The 23335-nt window shown below is 72.5% G+C and carries 22 protein-coding genes, 2 tRNA genes and 1 other RNA gene; 11 read left to right on the top strand and 14 right to left on the bottom strand.

Annotated elements, in window-relative coordinates; all coding sequences use genetic code 11:
* Window positions 1-1234: DNA polymerase III subunit gamma and tau (locus ACFQ3T_RS20210; protein WP_380724870.1), on the bottom strand; the 1234-nt coding region annotated here is incomplete at its 3' end.
* Between the two features lie 29 nt (window positions 1235-1263).
* Window positions 1264-1360, bottom strand: an RNA gene (gene ffs, locus ACFQ3T_RS20205) — signal recognition particle sRNA small type.
* A gap of 99 nt (window positions 1361-1459) precedes the next feature.
* Here ffs and ACFQ3T_RS20200 point away from each other — a divergent pair.
* The gene (locus ACFQ3T_RS20200) at window positions 1460-1756 is read left to right on the top strand and encodes a hypothetical protein (protein WP_380724869.1); all 297 of its coding nucleotides are present in this window, start codon (window positions 1460-1462) and stop codon (window positions 1754-1756) included.
* On the top strand, window positions 1753-2025 hold the full coding sequence (locus ACFQ3T_RS20195; protein WP_380724868.1) for a hypothetical protein: 273 nt from the start codon (window positions 1753-1755) through the stop codon (window positions 2023-2025). The genes ACFQ3T_RS20200 and ACFQ3T_RS20195 overlap by 4 nt, the downstream gene beginning before the upstream one ends.
* A gap of 24 nt (window positions 2026-2049) precedes the next feature.
* On the opposite strand, the gene ACFQ3T_RS20190 is transcribed toward ACFQ3T_RS20195, so the two are convergent.
* Window positions 2050-2973 carry an iron-siderophore ABC transporter substrate-binding protein gene (locus ACFQ3T_RS20190; protein ID WP_380724867.1) on the bottom strand — a complete coding sequence of 308 codons (924 nt, stop codon included), beginning with the start codon at window positions 2971-2973 and terminating at the stop codon, window positions 2050-2052.
* 106 nt (window positions 2974-3079) lie between these two features.
* Between ACFQ3T_RS20190 and ACFQ3T_RS20185 the strand changes: the two genes are divergently transcribed.
* Both ACFQ3T_RS20185 and ACFQ3T_RS20180 read left to right on the top strand, forming a co-directional pair.
* A tRNA-Ser gene (locus ACFQ3T_RS20185) sits at window positions 3080-3164 on the top strand.
* Between the two features lie 123 nt (window positions 3165-3287).
* On the top strand, window positions 3288-3755 hold the full coding sequence (locus ACFQ3T_RS20180) for a hypothetical protein (protein WP_380724866.1): 468 nt from the start codon (window positions 3288-3290) through the stop codon (window positions 3753-3755).
* A gap of 64 nt (window positions 3756-3819) precedes the next feature.
* Here ACFQ3T_RS20180 and ACFQ3T_RS20175 read toward each other — a convergent pair whose 3' ends face one another.
* The 5 genes from ACFQ3T_RS20175 to ACFQ3T_RS20155 all read right to left on the bottom strand — a co-directional run bounded on the left by ACFQ3T_RS20175 (window position 3820) and on the right by ACFQ3T_RS20155 (window position 8531).
* On the bottom strand, window positions 3820-6270 hold the full coding sequence (locus ACFQ3T_RS20175; protein WP_380724865.1) for an endonuclease/exonuclease/phosphatase family protein: 2451 nt from the start codon (window positions 6268-6270) through the stop codon (window positions 3820-3822).
* A gap of 496 nt (window positions 6271-6766) precedes the next feature.
* A complete protein-coding gene (locus ACFQ3T_RS20170) occupies window positions 6767-7021 on the bottom strand; it encodes a WGxxGxxG family protein (protein ID WP_380724864.1) in 255 nt (84 codons plus the stop codon).
* Window positions 7022-7445: 424 nt separating this feature from the next.
* Window positions 7446-7530: transfer RNA gene (locus ACFQ3T_RS20165), tRNA-Ser, on the bottom strand.
* Window positions 7531-7584: 54 nt separating this feature from the next.
* Window positions 7585-8046, bottom strand: a complete 462-nt coding sequence (locus ACFQ3T_RS20160; protein WP_380724863.1) for a nucleoside deaminase — start codon at window positions 8044-8046, stop codon at window positions 7585-7587.
* Window positions 8043-8531 carry a tRNA adenosine deaminase-associated protein gene (locus ACFQ3T_RS20155; protein WP_380724862.1) on the bottom strand — a complete coding sequence of 163 codons (489 nt, stop codon included), beginning with the start codon at window positions 8529-8531 and terminating at the stop codon, window positions 8043-8045. Before ACFQ3T_RS20155 ends, ACFQ3T_RS20160 begins: the two co-directional genes overlap by 4 nt.
* Before the next feature lie 88 nt (window positions 8532-8619).
* On the opposite strand from ACFQ3T_RS20155, the gene ACFQ3T_RS20150 reads away from it, so the two are divergent.
* The 5 genes from ACFQ3T_RS20150 to ACFQ3T_RS20130 all read left to right on the top strand — a co-directional run bounded on the left by ACFQ3T_RS20150 (window position 8620) and on the right by ACFQ3T_RS20130 (window position 15815).
* The gene (locus ACFQ3T_RS20150) at window positions 8620-9855 is read left to right on the top strand and encodes a M20 metallopeptidase family protein (RefSeq protein ID WP_380724861.1); all 1236 of its coding nucleotides are present in this window, start codon (window positions 8620-8622) and stop codon (window positions 9853-9855) included.
* A gap of 176 nt (window positions 9856-10031) precedes the next feature.
* A complete protein-coding gene (locus ACFQ3T_RS20145; protein ID WP_380724860.1) occupies window positions 10032-10982 on the top strand; it encodes a prephenate dehydrogenase in 951 nt (316 codons plus the stop codon).
* Between the two features lie 9 nt (window positions 10983-10991).
* Window positions 10992-12761 carry a hypothetical protein gene (locus ACFQ3T_RS20140; RefSeq protein ID WP_380724859.1) on the top strand — a complete coding sequence of 590 codons (1770 nt, stop codon included), beginning with the start codon at window positions 10992-10994 and terminating at the stop codon, window positions 12759-12761.
* A gap of 57 nt (window positions 12762-12818) precedes the next feature.
* Window positions 12819-14618: a hypothetical protein gene (locus ACFQ3T_RS20135; RefSeq protein ID WP_380724858.1), complete on the top strand. Its 1800-nt coding sequence runs from the start codon at window positions 12819-12821 to the stop codon at window positions 14616-14618.
* A 12-nt stretch (window positions 14619-14630) separates the two neighbouring features.
* On the top strand, window positions 14631-15815 hold the full coding sequence (locus ACFQ3T_RS20130; RefSeq protein ID WP_380724857.1) for a thiolase family protein: 1185 nt from the start codon (window positions 14631-14633) through the stop codon (window positions 15813-15815).
* Between the two features lie 108 nt (window positions 15816-15923).
* Here the strand turns inward: ACFQ3T_RS20130 and ACFQ3T_RS20125 are convergent, their stop codons facing one another.
* From ACFQ3T_RS20125 to ACFQ3T_RS20110, 4 genes are all read right to left on the bottom strand, one after another.
* Window positions 15924-16547, bottom strand: a complete 624-nt coding sequence (locus tag ACFQ3T_RS20125; RefSeq protein ID WP_380724856.1) for a putative glycolipid-binding domain-containing protein — start codon at window positions 16545-16547, stop codon at window positions 15924-15926.
* Window positions 16544-16717 carry an antitoxin gene (locus ACFQ3T_RS20120; protein ID WP_380724855.1) on the bottom strand — a complete coding sequence of 58 codons (174 nt, stop codon included), beginning with the start codon at window positions 16715-16717 and terminating at the stop codon, window positions 16544-16546. Before ACFQ3T_RS20120 ends, ACFQ3T_RS20125 begins: the two co-directional genes overlap by 4 nt.
* Before the next feature lie 163 nt (window positions 16718-16880).
* Complete coding sequence (locus ACFQ3T_RS20115) at window positions 16881-18140, bottom strand: thioester domain-containing protein (RefSeq protein WP_380724854.1); 1260 nt, start codon at window positions 18138-18140, stop codon at window positions 16881-16883.
* 390 nt (window positions 18141-18530) lie between these two features.
* Window positions 18531-19742 carry a DNA cytosine methyltransferase gene (locus tag ACFQ3T_RS20110; RefSeq protein ID WP_380724853.1) on the bottom strand — a complete coding sequence of 404 codons (1212 nt, stop codon included), beginning with the start codon at window positions 19740-19742 and terminating at the stop codon, window positions 18531-18533.
* A 137-nt stretch (window positions 19743-19879) separates the two neighbouring features.
* On the opposite strand from ACFQ3T_RS20110, the gene ACFQ3T_RS20105 reads away from it, so the two are divergent.
* Entirely contained in the window at window positions 19880-20614 is a 735-nt protein-coding gene (locus ACFQ3T_RS20105; RefSeq protein ID WP_380724852.1) for a hypothetical protein, read from the top strand.
* Between the two features lie 110 nt (window positions 20615-20724).
* On the opposite strand, the gene ACFQ3T_RS20100 is transcribed toward ACFQ3T_RS20105, so the two are convergent.
* Both ACFQ3T_RS20100 and ACFQ3T_RS20095 read right to left on the bottom strand, forming a co-directional pair.
* Window positions 20725-22155, bottom strand: a complete 1431-nt coding sequence (locus tag ACFQ3T_RS20100; protein ID WP_380724851.1) for a hypothetical protein — start codon at window positions 22153-22155, stop codon at window positions 20725-20727.
* Between the two features lie 150 nt (window positions 22156-22305).
* A complete protein-coding gene (locus ACFQ3T_RS20095; protein WP_380724850.1) occupies window positions 22306-22518 on the bottom strand; it encodes a hypothetical protein in 213 nt (70 codons plus the stop codon).
* Window positions 22519-22646: 128 nt separating this feature from the next.
* Between ACFQ3T_RS20095 and ACFQ3T_RS20090 the strand changes: the two genes are divergently transcribed.
* Window positions 22647-23335: NAD-dependent epimerase/dehydratase family protein (locus tag ACFQ3T_RS20090; RefSeq protein ID WP_380724849.1), on the top strand; the 689-nt coding region annotated here is incomplete at its 3' end.

Below are 23335 nucleotides of genomic sequence, written 5' to 3'. Positions count from 1 at the left end.
GCTCGGCGGACCGCTGCGAGGGCCGCTGGAACTTCGGCTCCCGCGCGCCGGCCGCCGACGCGCCACCGCCGGCGGGCGGGCCGTGGCGCTCCAGCTGCTCCACGCGCTGCAACAGGCCGGACTCCAGGTCACCGACCGAGGGCAGGAGCATCCGCGAGGTCACGAGTTCGAGGAGCAGGCGGGGTGCGGTCGAGCCGCGCATCTCCGTCAACCCCTGGTGCAGGATCTCCGCCCAACGGGTGACGGTCGCGGGCCGGGTCGCGTCACGCTGGGCGAGCATCTTGACGACCTCGTCGTCCGGCGCGGACACCAGGCCGCGCTCCGCCGCGTCCGGCACGGCGTGCAGCAGCACCAGGTCGCGCAGCCGGTCGAGGAGGTCGGAGGCGAACCGGCGCGGGTCGTGCCCGGCCTCGACCAACCGGTCGATCGTGCCGAACACCGCCGAGCCGTCGCCCGCCGCGAGGCCGTCCACGACGTCGTCGATCAGGGCCACGTCCGTCACGCCGAGCAGCGCGATCGCCCGGTCGTAGCGCACCCCCTCGGGGCCCGCGCCGGACAGCAGCTGGTCCATCACCGACTGGGTGTCCCGGGCCGACCCGCCGCCCGCGCGGATGACCAGCGGGAACACGGACGGCTCGACCGCGACGCCCTCGGCGGCGCAGTTGCGCTCCAGCAGCTCCCGCATCGCGCTCGGCGGGATCAGCCGGAACGGGTAGTGGTGCGTGCGCGAGCGGATGGTGGGCAGCACCTTGTCCGGCTCGGTGGTGGCGAAGATGAAGATCAGGTGCTCGGGCGGCTCTTCCACGATCTTCAGCAGGGCGTTGAAGCCCTGCGTGGTGACCATGTGCGCCTCGTCGATGATGAACACCCGGTAGCGGGCCTCGGCGGGCGCGTAGAACGCCTTGTCGCGCAGCTCGCGGGCGTCGTCCACGCCGCCGTGGCTGGCCGCGTCCAGCTCCACGACGTCGACGCTGCCGGGGCCGTTGGGCGCCAGGCCGACGCACGAGTTGCACTCGCCGCACGGGTCGGGCGTGGGGCCGTTCACGCAGTTCAGCGAGCGGGCCAGGATGCGGGCGCTGGACGTCTTGCCGCAGCCGCGCGGCCCGGAGAACAGGTACGCGTGGTTGACCCGGCCGGCGCCGAGGGCGGTGCGCAACGGCTCGGTGACGTGCTCCTGGCCGACCACCTCGCCGAAGGTGGCCGGACGGTACTTGCGGTAGAGGGCGAGCGCCACGTCGGGCACCTTACCGGGAGGGTCCGACAAAGAAGGGGACCCCGTGCACCCACCAGAGCCCGCTTATCCTTGCTGCCTTCCGGCCCTGGGGAGGTTCGCGAGATGTGTGCCGCACGAGGTCCGGTTCCGAGTGTAGCCGGTCGCCCTACCGGCCCTGTCGCCACCCACTCCCGGCACGGGAAACTTTCACTGGATAGTGGCACTAACCGGTGAAGGAGGAACTACATGAGGGCTCTCGTCCTCGCGTGCACCGCCCTGATGCTCGGAGCCACCACCGCGGCCGCCGAACCCGTCCCGCCGCGGCACGCCATCGTCATCTGCCAGTCCGCCAGCTTCTACGGCAACTACAACCACGCCGTCGGTCCCGTCGAGTACAAGCGGACCCTGGCGTACGGCAACAAGATCGGCCACACCCCGGGCGCCCACCCCGTCTACAACGGCTGGGCGGCGAGCATGGACTACGGCCCCAACGACTGGGGCTACATCCGGATCGAGTGCATCGGGGGGTACGACTCGTGGTGAAGGCGACCGCAGCCCTGATCGCCGCGGCCGCCCTGCTCGTCACCGCGAGCCCGGCCCAGGCCGCCAACGGCACCATCGGCGAACGCGAGACCGTGTGCGCCAACGACCTCTACGTCCGCACCGCGCCGAACGACGGCCCGTGGATGGGCACCCTCTACCGGGGCCAGACGTTCCTCGTGAAGGGCCCGAAGTCCGGCAGCTACATCTACGGCTTCGCCTACGGGCACATCAACGCGAACGGCTGGGTGCAGGACGGCTGGTTCTGCTAGGGGTCCGCCCGGTTCCCCGGCCCGTCAGCCCAGCGCCGCGGTGAACAGCGGGACGGCGTGGTCGAGCGCGTAGGCCGTGCCGAGCGACGAGCCGCTGGAGAAGGCGTTGACCAGGTTCTCGTCGTCCAGGACCAGCGCCTTCTCCGGCACCAGCGGGTTGGACCTGATCGCCGACGCGTCACCGCCGATGGGGAACAGGACGGTGAGGTCGGCGTCGAGCAGGTCCAGCCGCTCGGCGGAGATGTCCACGTAGAACGTGCCGGCCGCGAGCGCCTCGACGTCCTGGCGCGGGGTGAAGCCGAGGGCCTTCAGGAAGTCGGCGCGGGCGTCGCCGGACACGTACGCGCCGAACTTTCCGTCGAAGTGCGCGCCGACGACGGCGGTCTTGCCGTCGAACTTCCGGTTGGCGGCGAACTTCGCGTCCAGGTCGGCGATGATCTTCTCGCCCTCGGCCGGCTTGCCCAGGGCCTTCGCGACCAGTTCGACCTGCTGCCGCCACGTCGTGCCGTAGGGGATGACGTCCTTCGGCGCGCCGATCGTGGGCGCGATCCTGGACAGCGTCTCGTGCTTCTTCTCGTCGTTGTCCGACCGGGTGTTGAGGATCAGGTCGGGCTGCAGCGCCGCCACGGCCTCGTAGTCGATCTCCGTGGTGCCGAGCAGCTTCGGCGCCTCGGTGTACAAGTCCTCGGCCCACGGCCCCACGCCCTTGCCGCCGAACCCCAGCCAGTCGCTCGCGCCGACGGGCCGCACGCCCAGGGCGAGCGCCGTCTCCGCGTCGGACCAGCCCAGCGCCACGACCCGCGTCGGCGGCTCCTCGATCGTCACCACCCCGAACCGCGTGTCGACGGTCACCCCGGCCGCGGCCTGCTCGCCCCCACCCGCACCCCCACCGCTTCCGCACGCGGACAGGAGGAGTGCGGACAGGGCGATGACGAGACCACGTTTCATTAGGCAAGGCTAACCGAACCTATTGATCACCGATGCAAGTGCCCCGGCCTACCGGACCGACCACCCGTTTTGGGTGGCGCACGGGGCCTCCGTTAGACTCCGCCACGGAGGATTCGCATAGCGGCCTAGTGCGCACGACTGGAAATCGTGTTGGGTTAACCCCCTCACGGGTTCAAATCCCGTATCCTCCGCGGCTCAGAGCCCCGGCACCGTCAGGTGACCGGGGCTCTGATCGTTCTTCGGGTCCGGCGCAACGCGGGACGTCACCGAACGCGTTTACCGGCTGATCGACCGTGATCACTGGGAGGACGCACATGAGGATCGTCAAGACCGCCGTCGCCGTGGCCGCCTTGGCCGTGGGCCTGTTCGCCGGGCAGGCCGCCGCCACGGGTGAAGTCGTGGCGGGAAACCCGCCGGCGGGCGAAGTCGTCGCGGGAAACCCGCCGGTGGGCGAAGTCGTGGCCGGGACGCCGTCGACCGGCGCGGCCGCGGCGGCCCAGGCGCCGCAGTACACCGCCGTGACGTGGCACGACGTCAACATCCGGATCTGCCCCTCCACGACGTGCGTCCAGGGCCCGGGCGGCCGGATCACGGCACGCACGAGCGTCGGGGTCTTCTGCTGGGTGCACGGCCAGTCGGTCACGGACTTCGGCTACACCAACGACGTCTGGCTGAACGTCGGCAGGGAGGGCGGCGGCACGCTGTGGTCCAGCGCCATCTACTTCGTGGGTGACCAGTACGCCAACCTGCCCGCGTCGGCGGAGTGCACCGACGTCCCGTAGTCCCCCGGCAAGGAGGAGGCCCCCTCGGACTTCGCGTCCGAGGGGGCCTCCGCACTGCTCCGGTCTACGACCTCGGCAGGTGCTCCACGACGTCCTCCAGCTGGAACAGCAGCCGGTCGACGTTCGCGTTGCCGGTGCTCGGGCGCAGCTTCACGACCTGCGGGTCGTGGTCGCTCGCCTGGTCGGCGAACTCCGCGTTGATGTGCACCACGTCGTAGCGGTACCGGGTGATGTTGGCGCTGATCAGGATGTGGTCGAGGGTCTGCGAGTTGCCCTCGAACACGTAGCTGTACCGCTCGTTCGCGGGCAGGGTGTCCATCAGGGCCACCACGTCGCCGCCCGCCGTCAGGGTGTGGACGGCCGGGGAGAACTGGTAGTCGTTGATGTCGCCCGCGATGACCACGTTCGCGCCCCGGTCGACGGCCTTGACCTGGTCCACGAACGCCTTCACCAGCGCGGCCTGCTGGGCCCGCTGCACCTCGGAACCGCGCACGGGCTCCTGGTAGCGGCCGTGCATGGCCTGGTCGCCGCCCTTGGAGTTGAAGTGGTTCGCGACCACGAACACCGTGCGGCCGCGGAACTTGAACTCGCCCACCAGCGGCTTGCGGCTGTTCTCCCACGCCGGGTCGGCGGGGGCGATGCGGCCCGGCGACACCGACAGCGCGGCGCGACCGTGCTGCCGGACGACCGACACGGCGGTCGTGGCGTCGCCGCCCGGGCGGTCCACGAAGGACACCCGGGCCGGGTTGAACAGGAACGCCACCCGGATGTTGCCGCCCGGCTGGCCACCGTCCTGCTTGTTCACGGGGTCGATCTGCCGCCACTGGTAGCGCGGGCCGCCCGCGGCCACGATGGCGTCGGTGAACTTGGCGAACGTCGCGTCGGCCGCCACCGTGCCGTCGTCGGTCGGGCCGTTGTTGTCCTGGATCTCCTCCAGCACCACGACGTCCGGGCTCTTCAGGTTGGTCACCACGGCGGCGGCGAGGCGGTCGAACTTCGCCTGCTCGTTGGTGGCGGCCAGGTTCTCCACGTTGTACGTGGCCACGGACAGCTCGTGGTTGCGCTGCGCGTCCGTCTGCTCCGGCGTGATGCCGCCCGGCACGTGCTCGCCCACCGTCTTCGTCGCCAGGGTGTAGCCGCCGAAGTTGGTGTACTCGACGTTGCCGACCGTCGCGCCGCGCCACACGTCGCCGACGTTGCTGGTCGGCGGCGTGGCGACGCCCGCCTTCACCTTGATCCGGCCGCTGTTGGGCTGGTCGTAGCCGAGGTAGATCGTGCCGCCGCGGGGCGTCGGGTTCTGGGCCGGGAGCGTGGTGATCCACGCCTCGCCGAAGCTGTTCGACGGGCCGACCACGCGGGCGTCGTTCACCTGGACGTACATGCCCTCGCGGGACTCGTAGTAGTCCTGGCCGTAGGTCGCCGGGTCGAGCGCCAGCGCCTCGATGCTGCCGCCGCCCGCCGTGGGCAGGTAGCCGGCCGGCGGGGTCAGGACCTCCGGCGTCGGCAGGGCGTTGCCCTTGGACCTGACGGTGACCGTGGCGCCGGTCAGCTCGGTGAGCGTCTGGTTGGAGTTGCTCGCCGCGTCGCCGCCCGGCCGGTACTCGGCGACGGTGCCGGAGACCAGCACCTCGTCACCCGGCTCGACGGTCGGCGTCAGGCCCGCGGTGTAGACGAACACGCCCTCGCTGGTGCGCGGGTCGGCGTCCGGCGCGGTGTCCTGGAACCAGAAGCCGCGGTCGCCGGTGGCACGCGTCGCGGTGACGACGCCGGGCACGCCGGTGACCTTCTGGCCCACGAGCGGCGACAGGCGGGTGGTGCCCTGGATGTCGCGGATGCGCTTGTCGCCCGGCTGCGGCTCGGGGTCCGGGTCGGGGTTGCCGGCGCCCTCGCCCTTGGTGTTGACGGGCGTCGGCGCGCCGATGGCGAAGTCGGCCGAGTTGTCGTCGGTGTCGGTCAGCGCGGTGCGGGCGGCGGACGTCGTGTTGCCCGGGTTCGCGGTCGGCGCGGTCTCCCGGACGACGGTGGACGTGCCGTAGCCGACCAGGTCGCGGATGCGCGCGTCGGCGGCGCAGTCGGCGGTGGTCTTGCAGGTCAGCGCGGCGGTGTCGGAGACGAGCGCGACCGTGCCGCCGGAGCCGCCCATGGCGGTCGTGCCGGTGGCGTCCGGCGTGGGCAGCTCGACCGTGCCGCCGGAGCCCTTGGCCTGCGCGACGAGGAACCGGCCGTTGGGCGCGATGGAGCCGGTCAGCGGGGTGACCTGCCACTGGCTGGTCGCGCTGGCGCTCGCCGGCAGGTACTGCACGCTCCAGCCCGCGACGGCGACCGGCGCCGCGCCGCGGTTGGCCAGTTCGACGAAGTCCCGGGTCAGCGTCGCGCCGGAGTTGCCGCCGCCGCCGTAGACCTCGGCGATGAGGGCGTCCGGGCTGGGGGCCGCGTGGATCGGCGTGGCCAGGGCGAGCGTCACGGCCGAGGCGGCGGTGACCGCCAATCCGACGCGCAGCGGGATGGGTCTCAACGGGTCCTCCGGAAATTGGCGGGTCCGCGCATCCTCCCCGGATCGAGTGAACGGCGGAAGACACCGTCACTAACGGTTGACCATTCTGCCTCACTCGAACGTGTGTTCGACACTAGGGTAGGGTCATGGCCGTGTCCCGCCGGTGGCCCTCCCAGCGCCGGCGCGGCACAAGGCACACATGACAGGGGCGTCGGCCCGACCTGACGAGGTCGGACCGACGCCCCTGTGCGGGTCGAGGCAGGTCGGCCGCGCGGTGGAGGCGCGGCGCGCGGCGGCGGTGCGGCGGCGGTGCGCGCCACCGCCTCACGGGCGTCACAAGAGGACGTTCAGCAGCACCGTGAGGAGGATGGAGACCACCACCGACACCAGCAGCATCGTGAGGCAACCAGGGCCGCCACCCAAGAACCGCACTTCCGTGTTCCCGAAACGCATCGCACACCACCTCGACGTCGGTTGACGAGCACGTCACGACCGCCGTCGACCGGTGGTCGCGCGGTCAGCGGTCGTGCATCGCGCGGCCGGGGTCGACCTGGTGCTTCTTGCGACCCGCCAGGCCGGCCAGACCCAGCAGGCCGAGGAGACCGAGGAGGCCCCAGTTGCCGCTGCTGCCGCCGCCGTCGTCCTCGTTCTGCACCTGCGCCACGGCGACGCCGTCCTGCGCCACCGATCCGCTCGTGTCCGCCAGCGCGGGGGTACCCACCAAGGCCATGCCGAGCACCGCGGCCACGACGAGACGTTTCGTCGTCTTCATGTGCCGTCCTTCTTCCTTGTGGCTCCGGTTGTTGCCAGAGCACGCGGATACCTTCGGGACGACCACCGAACCCCCGACATCGACCGTCCCACTCGATCGAATGACCAATCTCCACCGCAGGTGTGAATTCCCGCTGATCCCGCCACTCAGCGCACGGGGCGGCACCTGAGGGCGGGAGGCCGGCGCAAAGGTCGGCGGACCGGGGAACGCGACCACCGGAGCCACCTGAACCGAAGGTTGGCAGACCGGAGAACGGGGCCACTGGAGCCGCCGGAACCTCAGGACGGCTGAAGTCGGTGAGGCGCGGGGCTGGGAGCGGTGAGCCGACACGCCGGAACCGGTAGCCGGAGAGCCGAAGCCGGGGGCCGAAGGCCGGAACGCCAGAGCCCCGGTTGCCATGATCGGCAACCGGGGCTCTGAGCAGCGGTGGCGGTGGGATTTGAACCCACGGAGGCTTGCACCTCACACGCTTTCGAGGCGTGCTCCTTCGGCCGCTCGGACACGCCACCGCCGAGAACAATACAAGACCGCCGCTCGCCGACCTAACCGGGGTCCGCGAGCCGTCAGAGGTCCGCGAAGAACGACTCCATGAGCGCCGCGCAGCGCTCCTCCAGGACTCCCCCGACCACCTCGGGACGGTGGTTGAGCCTGCGGTCGCGGACGACGTCCCACAGGGAGCCGACGGCCCCGGTGCGCGGTTCCCAGGCGCCGAAGACCACCCGCGCCACGCGGGCGAGGACGAGGGCGCCGGCGCACATGGTGCACGGCTCGACGGTCACGGCCAGCGTGCAGCCGGTGAGCCGCCAGCCGTCGCCGTGGACCTCGGCCGCCGCGCGCAGCGCGAGGACCTCGGCGTGCGCGGTCGGGTCGCCGAGGGCTTCGCGGGCGTTGCAGGCGCGCGCCAGCTCCGTCCCGTCCGGGCCGAAGACGACGGCGCCGATCGGGACATCGCCGGTCCGCGGCGCCTCGGCGGCGATCTCCAGGGCCGCTTCGACCAGCGGCTCGTAAGGCGCGCCGCTGGTCACGCCTGGATGCTGTCCAGCAGCTTGACGAACTCGTCGCCGAAGCCGCACCGCTGCGCGATCATCTGCAGCTGCTCGTCCGGGTACAGGTCCACCTCGTCCACGATCACCTGCATCTCGTGCTGCGGCATGCCGAGGTCGGCCAGGATCGCCAGGTCGCCCTCCGGCCACAGCTCGTCGTCCTCCTCGTCCGGCGGGTCCACCCGCAGGAGGTCGAGGACGTCGGCGGCGATGTCGTAGTCGAGCGCGGCGGCCGCGTCGGACAGCAGCAGCGCGACCCCGCCGGGCACGGGCCGCAGGACGATGAAGAACTCGTCGTCCACCGCCAGCAACCCGAAGACGGCACCGGTCGAGCGCAGCTGGCGCAGCTCGGTGATGGCCGCGTCGAGCTCCGACAGCGCTGAGCTGTCCATCTTGCTGCACCGCCAGCGGCCGTCCTCACGAACCACCGCGACAGCGAAGCCGTTGACCGGCTCCTGGTGTGCCATGTGCACACCGTAGGGCCACGCCGGCACACCCGGTAGCACCGGGCCTCGGCCACGGGCAGCCGGGGCCGTCCGATGCCACTATCGAGGGATGAGCACAACTCTGCCGAACGCCCCGACGACCGCCCCCGAACCCCGGTTCACCGGGTTGGTGGAGGCCGCCCGAGCCCTCCAGCCCAGGACAGTGGCGTTGCGACGGCAGGTGCACCGGCACCCGGAGCAGGGCTTGGACCTGCCCGCGACCCAGGCCGCGATCCTGCACGCGCTGAACGGCCTGCCGCTGGAGGTGACCACCGGGCGGTCCAGCAGCTCGGTCACCGCGGTGCTGCGCGGCGGCAAGCCGGGGCCGACCGTCCTCCTGCGCGGCGACATGGACGCCCTGCCGCTCCAAGAGGAGACCGGCCTCGCGTACGCCTCCGAGGTCGACGGCTCCATGCACGCCTGCGGCCACGACACGCACGTCGCCATGCTCGCCTCCTCCGCACGGCTGCTCTCCTCCCGCCGCGAGGCGCTGGCCGGGCAGGTCGTGTTCATGTTCCAGCCCGGCGAGGAGGGCCAGCACGGCGCGCGGCACATGCTCGACGAGGGCGTGCTGGACGCGGCGGGCCCGCCGGCGGAGAAGGCGTTCGCCCTGCACATCACCTCGACGCTGCAGTCCGGTGTCGTCGTCTCCCGCCCTGGGCCGACGATGGCCTCGGCGGACACCTTCCACATCACGGTGAAGGGCCGCGGCGGGCACGGCGGCATGCCGCACGACGCGATCGACCCCGTGCCGCCCGCCGCCGCCATGGTCGGCGCGCTGCAGACGATGGTCGCCCGCCGGGTCAGCGTGCACCGCCCGGCGGTGGTCACCATCGCCCGGATCGCCGCGGGCACGACCACCAACATCATCCCGGAGACCGCCCTGGTCGAGGGCACCATCCGGACGCTGTCGGAGGACACCAGGACCCTGGTGCACGGCGAGATCCGGCAGGTCGCCGAGCACGTCGCCGCCGCGCACGGCTGCACGGCCGAGGTGGAGATCATCCCCGGTTACCCGGTCACGGTGAACGACGAGGTCGTCGGCCTGCACGTCCTCGACGTCACGACGGCGGCCCTCGGCGCGCGCTGGGCGAGCCACATGGACGACCCGCTGATGGGCGCCGAGGACTTCTCGTACGTGCTGCAACGGGTGCCGGGCGCGATGGCGTTCCTGGGCGCCTGCCCGCGCGGGGTCGACCTGGCCCAGGCCGAACCCAACCACTCGAGCCGGGTGCTCTTCGACGAGGCCGCCATGGAGCACGGGGTCGTCGTCTACACCGCGTTCGCGTTGGACGCGCTGAGGTAGCGCCCGGCGAAGGGAACCGGAGGACGGGCGGGGTCGGGGCCGTGGTGGTGTTCATGGCCTCGACCTTGCCGGGGAAGCCGGGGTGGGGGCGAGGGCGGATCCGCGACCTGTGGACAACTCCCGGGCCTGTGGATGGACGGGGAGCCGAGGCGTCCCGCGCCGGCAGGATGGACGACGTGCGAAGCGTCTGCGTGGTCGGGCTCGGGTTGATCGGTGGTTCGGTGCTGCGCGCGGCAGCCCGAGCGGGGCGCGTGGCCTGGGGCGCGACCGCGTCGAGAGCGGACGCGGAGGCGGCCCGCGCGGACGGCCACGACGTCGTCGACCTCGCCGAGGCCCTCGACCGGGCGCGCGAGCAGGACGCGCTGGTCGTCGTCGCCGTGCCCCTCCCGGCGGTGGAGGAAGTGCTGCGCGCGCTGCCCGAAGGCGTCCGGCTCACCGACGTCGTCAGCGTCAAGGGCCCCGTCGCCGACCTGGTGGAGCGGGTCGCGCCGCACGCCCGGTACGTCGGCGGCCACCCCATGGCGGGCACCTCGGCCTCCGGCTGGTCCGCCGGCCGCGCCGACCTCTTCGAGGGCGCCGCCTGGGTCGTCACCGTCGACGAGGGCACGGACCTCGACGTCCTCACCGACGTCACCGAACTCGCCCTCGCCGCGAAGGCCCACGTCGTCCCCACCACGGCGCGGGAGCACGACGCCGCCGTCGCCCGCATCTCCCACCTGCCGCACCTCCTCGCGGCCGTGCTGGCGAGCGTCGGCGCGGACGGCGGACCGCTCGCCCTGGCGCTGGCCGCCGGCTCGTTCGGCGACGGCACGCGCGTCGCGGGCAGTCGCCCCGAACTGGTCCGCGCCATGTGCGAGGGCAACCGGAGCGCGCTGCTGGACGCCGTGGACGACGCGTTGGGCAGGCTCGGCGCGGCCCGCGGCTCCCTCGCCTCGACCGGCGGCCTGGCCAAGACCATCGACGTCGGTCACGCCGGTCGCATGGCGCTGCAGAACCAGCCGGCACTCTCCGACCTCACGCTCGACCTGACCGCGCCCGACGTGCTCGAAGCCCTGCGCGACCTCGGTTCCGCGGGCGGCCGGATCGTCGGGCTGAACGGCACGACCGTGCTCGCGCGCACCCCCTAGGGTTCACCGGTGCGGCGTCGCGGACTCATCGCCGTCGTCGGGGGCCTGGCGCTCCTCGGCGGCGTGGTCGTCGTGCTGCGCGACGAATCCGCTCCCCCGCCGCCGAGCACCGCGTTCGAGCGGTACCTGCACGACCGCGTCGAGTACGTCCCCGACACCCAACGCCTGGTCCGGCCGTCCGACCTCACCCTCACCGCGCTGGACCGCACCAGCCTGCGCGCGAGCTGGACGGCCACCGAGGGCATCGGCTACGGCGGCTTCGAGGTGCGCTGGAACGGCACGTCACGCCTGGTGCAGGCCACGGAGACCGAGCTGACCGACCTCGACGCGAACGCCGACGTCCACGTCGAGGTCCGCGCGCTGGACGCCCTGGGCAACCGGTCCGAGCCGGTCACCGCGAGCGCCGTGCCCCGCCTCGCGCACGACGAGACGTGGCTCGACGGGCTCGTCCCGCCGATCGACGTGTTCGACGGACCGGAGGCGCTGAGCCCGCGCCGCTGGCGGGTCTTCGACGGCGGCGACACCGACTGCCTCGGCCTGCGCCCGCTCAACGGCAGGCGGCTGGAGATCACCTGCGACCGCGTCGACCTCCAGTCGAACGTCCCGATGCGGTTCTCCCTGCCGCAGCACGACGGCGCGATCGGCCGGGTCGTGCTCACCACGGACGGTCCGCGCGACCGGGGTTCGAGCCAGAGCGAGCTGATGATCGCCCTGCTGCCCGAGCCGTTCCACGACCTGGCGCACCTCGCGCCGCCGTTCCCGCCGTCCTCCGTCATCCTGCACGTCACGCCGTTCGGCGCGTCCTTCTCCCTCAACGGCGGGACGCCGCTGCCGAACGAGGTGGTCCCGTCCGGCGGCACGGTCCCGCCGCCGACGGCGGGCGTCCGGCACCGCTGGGAGCTGCGCGTCCTCCCCGACGCCGTGGTGGCGTTGCGCGACGGCGAAGCGGTGGCCCGCGCCGCCGTGACCCTGCCGTGGACGTCCGCCCGACCGCGCGTGGCGTTCCGGAACGCCATCAACACCAGGGTGGACGTGTTCGGCGCGGGCGGCGCGCCGGACGGCCCGGTGCCCGCGTCCGTCGTGCCCCTCGGCCCGAGCACTGAGGAGAACGGCGCGGCGTCCCTGGGCAACGTCGCCTCGTCCCGCCTCGCCGGCGCGTCGTCGGTGCGCGTGGTCGCGTCCGTGGTCGCCGAGCGGGACGCCCCGGTCACCGTGGAGCTGGGCTCGCGGTCCGCGCCGGCGGTGTTCATGCCCCCGTTCCACGGGCTCGACCGCTCCGAAGCGGCCGTGGTCTACGCCGACTTCCCGCTGCCCTCCCCCGAAGCGAACCCGAAGGTGCGGTTGCGGTCCGACGGGCGCGTCACCGCGCACCGGGCGCACCTCGTCGTCGCCGACGGCCCGGACGCCCGCCGCCCGCTGCCCCGGCTCACCGACCGCGCGCACCCCGACCCGCGGGTGCCCGCGCCGACCGTGACCGTGCTGCACGAGTCCGCGTCCGGCGAGCGGTTCCCGGCCGGTGGCAAGGTGCGGCTGCTGGTGGAGCTGCCCGACCCGGAGGCGCGGGAGATCGCCCCGGTCAAGGGCATCGAGGTGGACCTGGACGGCGAGCGGATGGCCACCCTGCCCACGAACGGGTCGGCGCATGGGCGGCACGAGTTCGTGGTGGACCTGGCGGACGTGCCCACCGGCCGCCACACCGTGGCGGTGCGCGTGTTCCCCGTGGACGAGCGGCGCGAGGTCCGATCGCAGGAGGACGTGTTCGACATCCGGCCCCTGTAGGTCTCGGCTCCGCAACAACGTAGTGACCTGCGTCACCGGGCCACCTAGCTTGACGCCATGGACCGTCGCCGGATCGCCTTCATCGCCGCGGGCGTGGTGCTGTTCGCCGGGGTGATCGGCGTGTTGCGGACCACCGGCGTCGGCGAACCGGCCACCGCGACCAGCACGTCACCGCCGCCGCCGACGTCACTGGCGCCGTTCGCCGCGGACGGCGTGCTGGTGCCTACGCCGGGGCCGCCGCCGGACCAGCCGGCCGGGCTCACCGTGGCGTCCGGGCCGCAGCGGTTGCAGCTGCGGTGGACGGGTGACGCGCCGGGTTACGAGGTGCGGTGGGGCACGGACCGGCCACAGCACAGCAAGCTGATCACGCAGGCCGTGACGCAGATCGACGGGCTGGAGGACGAGCGGACGTACGTGGTCGAGGTGCTCGCGGTGGACGCGTTCGGGCAGCGGTCCGCGCCCGCGACGGGCTCCGGCACGCCGCACGCGTCCCGTGCCGGCGACTACGCGCTGGAGGACCGGTTCGACCAGGACGACGCGCCCGACCCGACGCGCTGGCGGCTCGCGTCGCGGGGGAACTGCGCGCGGGCCACCCCCGGCCAGGGCGACGACGGCCGGCGGCTCGTGCTGACCAGCAACTGCGCGGCGGCCCCGGCCACGCTGCGGTCGCGGACGCCGTTCGCGCTGCGCGACGCCGACGAGCTGGGTCGGTTCGTGGTGGAGACCGACGCGCCGGGTGCGGACGGTGAGCTGGTGCTCGACCTCGTACCCGGACCGGTGTCACTCGTGAGTGGTGACGCGTTGCCCCCGGACGCCGTGCGGCTGCGGGTGTCGACGGGCGCCGGGTCGACGTCCGTGCAGGTCGTCGTGCCCGCCGGGACGCCGACCGAGGTCGTGCGCGCCGTGCCCGCGCTCGACACCGGAATCACCCACCGGTGGGAACTCGTGCTGCGGCGCGACGGCATGCGGGTCGTGTTCGACGGTGACGTGGTCGCGACCAGCGCGGCCGTCCCGACGTGGCGGGAGGCGACCGCGCTGATGTCCGTCGCCGGACCGACCGGGCAGCGGGCCACCGTGGACCTGATCGCGTTCGACGCGGCCGAGGCGCGGCCGCCGGCCTGGGTGCCGGGGCCCAGGGTGGACGTCGCGGTGGCGATCGAGGCGTCGCCGCCCGGCCGGGTGGAGCCGTTGCCCGGCGTCACGGGCGGGCAGCTGCGGATGGCGCTGCTGCACACCGACGCGTCGCCGGAAGCGCCGTCGTTCACCGCGTCCGTCGCCGGGGTGACCGTGCCGCTGCGCCCGGCGCTGGCCGGCACGCCGTGGCGGCCCGGTGTGGCCTACCCCGTCGTGGCGGACCTGCCCGAGGAGGCGTTGCGGGTCTCGAACGGCAAGCTCGCCGTGACCGTGCTGACCGGCCTGCGGTTGCAGGCGACGCACGCGGACCTGGAGCTGACCGGGACGTTCACCGGCGCGCCGCCGTCGACCGAGCGGACGCCGCTGATCGGGCCGGAGCCGGAGCTGGCGCGGGTCGAGGGGACGGTGCTCGACGCGAGCGGCCAGACCGTGCCCGAGGGCGCCGCCGTGCAGCGCGGCCGGATGGTGTTCGACCTGCTCCTCGAGGGGCGGCCGGGCGCGACGATGGCCGGGCTGGCCGGGTTCAGCGTGCGGCTGGACGACGAGCGGGTGGCCGTCGTGCCGACCGCGGCCGGCGGACCCGGCATCGCGGGCCGGTACCGGTTCGCGCTGGACACCGGGGACCTGTCCCTCGGCCCGCACATGATCGAGGTGCGGATGTTCGGCACGTCCGCCGAGACCCGACCAACCTCGGCGTACATCCCGTTCTTCGTCGGCCGGTGACAAGATGGGCGCATGTCGCGCCCCCTCATCCTCGACGCCGCCCGCACCCCGTTCGGCCGCTACCGCGGCGGGCTGTCCGGCGTGCGCGTCGACGACCTGGCCGCGCTGCCGATCGTGGAGCTGCTGCGCCGGCACCCCTCGCTCGACCCGGCCCTGATCGACGACGTGCTGCTGGGCAACACCAACGGCGCGGGCGAGGAGAACCGGAACGTCGGGCGGATGGCGGCGCTGCTCGCCGGGCTGCCCACGTCCGTGCCGGGTGTCGCGATCAACCGGCTCTGCGCGTCCGGTGGAGAGGCGATCGTGCAGGCCGCGCGGGCGTTGGCGCTCGGGGACGCGTCGCTGCTCGTCGCCGGCGGCGTGGAGGGGATGACGCGGGCGCCGTTCGTGGTGCCGCGGTCGGACAAGCCGTTCGCCGACCGGATGGAGGCCGTGTCGACGGCGCTGGGGTGGCGGCTCGTGAACCCGCGGATGCGGGCCGAGTGGACCGTGCCGCTGGGGCGTGCGGCGGAGGACGTCGCGGTGTCCTTGGGGATCACGCGGGAGCAGATGGACCTGTTCGCGCTGCGGTCGCACCGGCGGGCGTCGGCGGCGTGGGACGCGGGCGTGCACGACGGGTTCGCGTTCACCGTGCAGCTGCCGGACGGCGCGCCCGTGCGGCGGGACGAGTCCGTGCGGCCGGAGACGTCGGTGGAGCGGCTGGGGAAGCTGAAGTCCGCGTTCTCGGAGGGCGGGCCGGTGACGGCGGGCAACTCGTCGCCGTTGAACGACGGCGCGGCGGCGGTGCTGATGGGCTCGGAGGAGATGGCGTCCACGTTGGGGATCACGCCGTTGGGTGAATTCCTCGGTTCGGCCGTGACGGCGGAGGAGCCGCAGCGGTTCACCCTGGCCCCGGTGTCCGCGATCCGGAAGCTGCTCGCCCGGCTGAAGATCGACGCGGCCGACGTGGCCCTGTGGGAGATCAACGAGGCGTTCGCGGCGATGGCGCTGTCGGTGCTGCACCACCTGCCGGAGGTGGAGCGGGAGAAGGTGAACGTGCACGGCGGCGCGATCGCCTACGGCCACCCGCTGGGCGCGTCGTTCCCGCGGGTGATCGTGGACCTGTGCCGGCACCTGCGGGCGCGCGGCGGCGGCCTGGGCGTGGCGGCGGCGTGCGTGGGCGTCGGCCAGGGCATGGCGATCGCCGTGCGGGTGTGACGTGTCGAGCCGCGCGGGCGTGAGCGTGCCGAGCCCCGTGCGTGTGAGGACGGCGAGCCGTGCGGGTGCGCGGTCGGTGGCTCGGCGCCGCCGACCCGCCCGTCCCGGTCAGATGCGGTAGGCGATGCGGGGGTAGTCGACCACCAGACCGGTCTGGTCGACGGTGATGTCCTGCTCGAACTCGCCGTGCGTGAAGGAGACGACCGAGTGGTCCTCGCCGACGGTCACCGTGCGGTAGCGCTGGCGGACCAGCTGCACCGACAGGTCGGGCAGGGTGACGTAGACGACCGGGATCTCGTGGTCGCCCTCCTCGTGCTGGAGGTTGAGCCTGCGGATCGGGATGGCGTTGAACAGGACGGCGAACTGGACGTCCACGTCGACCGCGCCGTCGAAGTCCGCGCGCTCGGCGCCCTGGCCCGAGTCGACCAGCCAGATGCCCTCCGACGACCGGCTGACCGAGATCTGCCGCTCCTCCGACACCGTGGACGTCCGCAGCAGCAGGCGGGTGACCGCACCGGTCTCACCCACCGACACCTCGAACGACCCGCTGAACTGCTCGGCCGGACCGGCGGTCACCAAGCGGCCCGAGGCGCGGAGCTTGCGCTCCGAGAGCAGGAAGCGGACCTGCTCCAGCCTGGGGACGTCGTAACCCTGCCAGGTCACCATCTGCGCGGCGGGCGACCGGGTCTCCCCTGAGGGGTTGACCCGCTCAGCCGTGTTGAACGAGTTCACGCTCCACCCGGAAGGATGTCCTTGGCCTTCTCGGCCACCAACTTGACCTGGTCCTCGTGACCGAACCTGCCTGCGACGAACTCGGCGGCCTGGTCGATGCCCGCATCGACCGTCTCGTGGTTCTGCTCGAGCAGCTCGGACGCCTTGTTCTTGATCTCGTCGAAGTTCATCGTGCTCCTTCGCACTCCTGACGCAGGTTACCCGAACCGTCCACGCGTCCCCAGCGGCAAACGGTACCCGCGGGGTTCGCGAACGGACCAGCACGACACCCGCCGCACGACGGAACGGCCCCCCGGGAGATCCCGGGGGGCCGTTCGCGGTCGAGCAGGAGGATCAGGCAGCGCGCTTGCGGCGCAGGAACAGCAGCGCGCCGGCGCCCGCACCGAGCAGGCCGATGCCGATCAGCAGCGGCACGAAGATGGACGCACCGGTGTTGGCCAGGTCGTCCTCACCGCCGCCACCCGCCGGCACCGTGGTGCTGGTGACCGGGGCGTCGGTGGTGGTGGTCGTCGTCTCCGTGGTGGTGGTCGTCGTCGGCGTCGCCTCGGTCGTGGTGGTCACGACCGTGCCCTCGACCCACTCCGCCTTCGCCTTGACCTCGACGTTGACCGGCTCGGAGGTGGCGATCACCAGGGACTGGGTCTCCTGCTTGGGGTTCTCGGAGACGAACAGCCGACCGGAGCGCAGCTTGGCGCCGGCCTTGATGACCAGGTCCAGCTCGCCGACCTGCACACCCTTGTCGACCTTGACCCAGACCTTGGCGGCCTTGGTCGCAGCCGACGCGGACACCTCGCCCGCCTTCACGGTCTTGAACGCCTCGCCGGCCTCGTTGACCAGCGTGACGCCGGCGGGCAGCGAGGTGATCAGCTCGACCTCTTCGGCCGTGGTCGTGATGGTGAAGGGACCGAACGTGGTGCCGATGTCGCCCTTCAGCAGGGCCGGCTCGATGCCGAGGTCCGGCTTGACGTCCTTGATGTCCACGGCCTTGGTGGTCAGGTACTCGTAGACCTTGTAGACCAGCTCGTCGATCGAGCCGTTGGGGGTGTCCTCGTCCTCGGCGGTCGAGTCACCCTTGCGCAGGTCCACGCCGTCGCTGAAGTGCCACACGGCGGCCTGGGTCGCGGCGATGATGGTGCTGCGCCGGAGGTCGCCCAGGCCGTACAGCTCCTCGGCCTGCTCCTCGGTCAGGTGCGGGTAGCTGTTCTGCAGCACCCAGTTGACCAGGCCGGCGTTCTCCTTGAACTTCGTGTTCGGGTTCGGGTGCTTGTCCCACGGCACCTCTTCGAGCTTCTTGCCGTCGTAGAGGGGCGTGGGCAGCTCGACGCAGTAGGCGCGGGCGGTCTGGCCCTGGGCGCCTTCCACGATCTTGAGGCCGATCAGCTCGGCGTTGATCGGGTTGCCGGTCGTGTGGCGCGGCATCTCCACCGGCTTGCCGTCACGTTCCAGGTACACGCCCATGCCCGGCTGGTCCGCGGTCTTGTCCGGCTCGACCTTGACCTTGTCGGCGGCAGCGGCGGGGAGGGCGGACATCAGCACGAGCGAGGCGCCGAGGATCGCAGCGCCGAGGCGCTTGAGAGTCGACCGGGATGCCATGTGTCTCCTTGAGGCTCGCGAGGGTAGCCCGTGGTGTGGTTCAAGGCGGCGGTCCGTGCCATTCGGGGAGCTACCTGGCAGAGCGCTCCGACACCAAATGACAGGAATGGTCCGAACCCTAGCCGACCGGGTTAACTCGAATGGGGAATGGGTAGTACTCTCCGTCGCACTGGCTCCCAGCAGCGGCGACGCAGGTGGGACGTCCACAGTGGATGATCAGCGAGACTCGACGCGCTGTCGAGAACCGGTGCCGGACAGCCGTTTCGGCGCCGACCGAAACGGACACCGAATACTCGTCCATTTGCGTTTCCGCAGATCAGCGGGTCCACTGTGGAACGCACGTATTCAGTGCCCGCCTGTTTCGACGCCACACCGTTGCCAAACGGTGATCTACGCGACCAGCGCGGACGGCGTGACCGGCCGGATGTCGCCCACCCGCAACGACGTTCCGGGCAGGCACAGGTCGCGCGCCGTCGGCGGCTGACCGGTCAGCATCCAGCGCACCATCGCCGCCAGCTGGAACGAGATCAGCGGCGGCACGGCGTCACCCAGGTGGCGGTACGCGTTGCCGATCACCGACACGTCGAAGCGGAACTTGCGCGGGAACCCCTGGAGCAACGCCATCTCCCGAACGGTGCACAGCCGGTGCTGCTCGGGGTGCGCGTAACGGCCGTTGCCGACGTGCCCGCACTCGCGCTTGATCGTCCGCGCGGGCTCGTCCCACCACATCCGGCCGTACACGTCCGGGTGCGAACCCCACTTGCCCTCTTCGATGATCTTGCGCTGGGCGGGGTTCAGCAGCAGTTCGGACGGCGAGCCGACGAGGTCGCCCCACGAGCCGCCGTCGGCCGGGATCGCCCGCATCCGGTCCAGCGACCGGTCCCGGCGGAACGACGGCGACACGTGCATCGCGTCCTCTGGGTGCGCCTCGCCCGCCGCCACCGGCGGCAGCTTGCCGATCGCCCGCCGCACGGTCACCGCGCCCGGCCGGACCTCCCAGCCCTGCCACAGGTCCTCCAGCGTCCGCAGCGGCACGCCCGCGTCCACCGCGACCACCATCGCCCGCTCGCGCAGCTGCGGCAGGCCGAAGCGGGACAGCATGTGCGTGCTCGCGTCCACTTCGTACCCGAGCTCCAGCAGCTGCTCGGCCAACCCGTCCAGGTGGTGTCGCTGCTTGCCCTTGACCAGCTCGCGCGCGTTCTCCAGCACCAGCACCCGCGGCCGGAACTCGGCCACGTACGCGGCGACCCGGCCGACGAGCGAGTTGCGCGGGTCGTCCCGCAGGTGGTTGGCCGGGGCGATCCGGGTGAAGCCCGAGCACGGCGGGCACGCCACGAGCACGTCCAGCTCACCGCGCTGGAGGCCCCAGACCTGCCGCAGCACGGCCGGGTCGAGCCGGCCGAGGTCGACCTGCAGGGGGTCGACGCCGATGTTGTCGCGGTAGATGCCGTTGCAGCGCAACGACCCCAGCCGGGACGACGGCTTGCCGATCTGCGCGTCGGCCGCGCCGACGATGGTGAAGTCCCGGTGCGCTTGGAAGCCGAGGCTCATGCCACCGGCGCCGGAGAACAGGTCGACGACTTTGAAGGTGGGTCCGCGCACCGCGCGATCGTACGGTGGTCACCCCACCCCCCGGCGAGTGATCCCACCGGTACCGATCCGGAAAATCGCGTAACTTGCGCGCCATGGAGCTCCCACCTGCGTGGCAACGGCCGGATCCGTTGCGTGGACTGGAGGACATGCCCTGGTCGGTTCTCGCCCACGGTGCGGGGGTGGACGACCTGATGCGACGGGTGGTGCGAGGCGAGCGGGTGACCCGTGAAGTGGCCTGTCAGGCCCTCGCGGACCGGCTGCTCGTCGACGACACGGTGTCCGAGGCCAGCGCGTGGGCCGTGCCGTTCCTGGCCGAGATGGGCGCGAGCTACCAGGTGCCCGCCGACAGTCGCGATCGGGTGATTTTCCTGCTGGCCGCGATGGCGTTGGCGAGCGCCGGTTTCACCGACGACGGCAGGCGCACCCGCCGCCGGTGGAACGCGCTGGGGCGCGAGCTGCCCCGTCGGCCACCGGACTGGATCACCCAGACGCGGTACGAGGTGGCCAAGGGGGCGCCCAAGGTCTTCGACGCCCTGGCGAGCGCGGAGGTGGCGTGCTCGATGGCGCTGGCCATCGCGGTGCCCGAGGTCGTGCCGCGGCACGTGGTGGAGGTGGCGGAGGCGATCGCGTCGGCGGACCGCTCGCCGCGGCTGCTGGCCCAGGCCGCCCGGGTGGTGCTGCACCTGGTGGACGGCGAGCCGGTCACGCCCGCGCTGCTGCGCGTCACGGCGCAGGGGCACACGGAGATGCTGCGCGCCTACCGCGACAAGGCGTACCCGCCCAACCAGCCGCCCGAGGTGACGTTGCAGCTGATGGGGTACCGGTACGCGTTCCTGGCCGCCTACGGGGACGACCAGGAGGGCGTGACGATCACACCGTGACGGCGGGTGGTCGCCGGGGTGGTCGCGGCGTCCCGGCCGCCCCGGGGAACCAGGGCGGCCGGGAACCAGGGCGGCCGGGAACCAGGGCGGCCGGGACGCGACGACGGCGATCAGGCCGTGACGGCGTCGAACTCCACGACCGCGGCGACGGCCTCCTCGTCGGCGATCGGCACGGCGGGTTCCAGCGGGCCGAGGGCGGTGCCCCACTCCTGGTCCGCCAGCGCGAACGCGGCGACGGTCAGCGCGACCACGGGACGGCCGGGAGGCAGCTGGTCGGCGAAGAAGTCCAGCTCCAGCCGGGCGCCGAGCGGTGACGGGCGCAGGCGCAGCACGCCGTGCGGCGTCTCCTCCGGGTGGGCGAACCGGCACGACCACTCGGTGAACACGATCGACCGCTCCACCACCTCGCTCGGGTTCACCGCGCGGACGTTGGCGCCGACCGACCCGTGCCGGTAGTCGTCCGCCGCCGAGACCAGCAGCTCCTCGAACTCGATGGACGACACCCCGAGGTCGTGCCCGGCGACCAGGGCGACCTGCACCAGGGACAGCGGCAGCTGCGGGAGGGCGTCCTCGAAGCACACCATCGCGCCGCCGTACCGGGTGTTGATCTCGGTGGGCAGGAAGCCGTCCGCGGTGGCGATGCCGTCGAGCGTGAACGTGCCGCGGTAGTCGACGGTCTCGCGCAGCCGCTCGCCGACCCGGCGGGCCAGGTTCCGCATCTCCTCGCGGATGCGGGCGGGCGGGTCGTAGTACGACGCGCACCCCGCGTACAGGAACCGGGCCTGGCCGGCGCGGCGCGGGACGACCATCTCGATCGGCCGCAGCACGGCGGTGCCGTCCGGGAACACGATCCCGTGCACGCTCACCGGGATGCCTTCCAGGAACGGCATCACGCGGACGAAGTCGCACTTCGGCGCGAGCACCTCGAAGGCGTCCAGCGCCTCCTGCCGGTCGCGGACGCGGCGGACGAAGTTCGCGCCGCCGTTGATCGCGGGACCGTCGCCGGACCACACGACGCCCGAGCCGCGGTCGAGCCGACGGGTGGCCGCCCACAGGGCGTCGAAGTCGAGGTCGAGCACGACGGCGGGCGCGCGGGGCGCGGACAGCTCGTCCCACAGCGCGTCGATGGTGGTCTTGTTCTCCAGCTCCACCCACTCGGGGCGGCGGGCGTTGAGCACCGGCCGGCCCGCGAACTCGGGCGTGTGGACGTACGGGGTGCTGATCACCAGCGCCTCGCCGTCCGGGTCGAAGTCCTCCAGCACCTCGCGGACCTTGCGGTTGGGCGAGGTGAGCAGCTTGGTGAGCCGGTTCTGCTCGACGGCGACGAACCCGCCGGCGATGCCGAGCGGCACCCACCGGGCCACGTCCGAGTCGTGCAGCGGCGCGTGGTCGTCCGTCGAGAGCACGAGCGTATGGCGGGCGCCGAGCTGGTGCAGCTCACCGGCGCGACTACTCAGCCGAGTGCCGCCCGCGAGCACGACCAACCGGTCGCCGAACAGGGTGCCGAGGCGCGCTTGAAGCGCGGAAAGGACATGATCCATCGCCGAGAACTCGCTTTATGAGAAGCAGACGAGACAACCGGCGAGCGCCGGGTGCCACGCACTGTAGAGGCAGGCGATGGGATCGGCCTAGCACGGTCCGGCAACGACCGGATGAAACTTGCCGATGGGATCAGGGACGGGTGCGCGAGATCATCGAGCGGCGTCGCGAAGTACCTGGTCAACCCGGCTCAGGAAGGCGCGGGGGCCCTTGGCCTTGGGGAAGGGGAGGGTGAGGCCGAACAGCGTGTCGTCGACCGACGGCGGCGCGGCGGCCACGATGGCCGCGGCGGTCTCCAGGAAGCGCTGCCGCTTGGCCTCGTGCACGGCGTACTCGGCGAGAACGCCCTCGATGCTCGTGTGCATGGCTGGATGCGGGTAACTCACTTGGGTTGTATCGGCCCCACCGGTCCACACCTTTAGGGGCAATTCCCACCAGATTGATGACCGCCGGTCGAGTGGCTGACCACGGGGATCGTGCTGGGATGACGCCCATGCGCGTTCTGGTCACCGGTTCCACCGGGTACGTCGGACGGGTGGTCTTCGCGGCGTTGGCGGCCGCCGGCCACACGCCCGTCGCCTTGTCGGGTGATGTCCGGACGTGCGCGGGCCTCGACGCGTTCGGCGACCTCGACGCCGTCGTCCACCTCGCCGGACTGGGCCGCGTGCGCGAGTCGTTCGCCGACCCCGTGCGGTACTACGACGTCAACGTGGGCGGCACGGTGAACCTGCTGCGGTCGCCGCCGCCGAGGTTCGTGCTGGCGTCGACGGCCGGCGTGTACGGCGCGCCCGGCGTCGCCGTGATCGACGAGGACTGCCCCCGCTCGCCCGCCAACCCCTACGCGGCCTCGAAAGCCGCCGCCGAGGACGTGCTGGCGTGGGCCGCGGCGGCGGGACGGGTCGGCGCGGTGGCGTTGCGGCTGTTCAACGTCGCGAGCGGCGGGGACGTAGACGACACGCGCCTGGTCACCAGGGCGTGCGGCGCGGCGTCCGGGCGGCTGCCGGCCGTGGAGGTGTTCGGCGACGGGTCGGCGGTGCGGGACTTCGTGCACGTGCGGGACGTGGCGCGGGCGTTCGTGACGGCGGTGGAGCGGTGCGGCGAGGGGTACGCGGCGCTCAACGTGGGCGGCACGCCGGCGAGCGTGGCCGACGTGCTGGCCGCCGTGACGCGGGTGACCGGCCG

The sequence above is a fragment of the Saccharothrix hoggarensis genome (assembly GCF_042678885.1).
In the GTDB taxonomy this organism is placed as follows: domain Bacteria; phylum Actinomycetota; class Actinomycetes; order Mycobacteriales; family Pseudonocardiaceae; genus Actinosynnema; species Actinosynnema hoggarensis.
The sequence above is the reverse complement of the archived record's forward strand: the minus strand, read 5'-3'. Positions and strand labels throughout refer to the sequence as shown.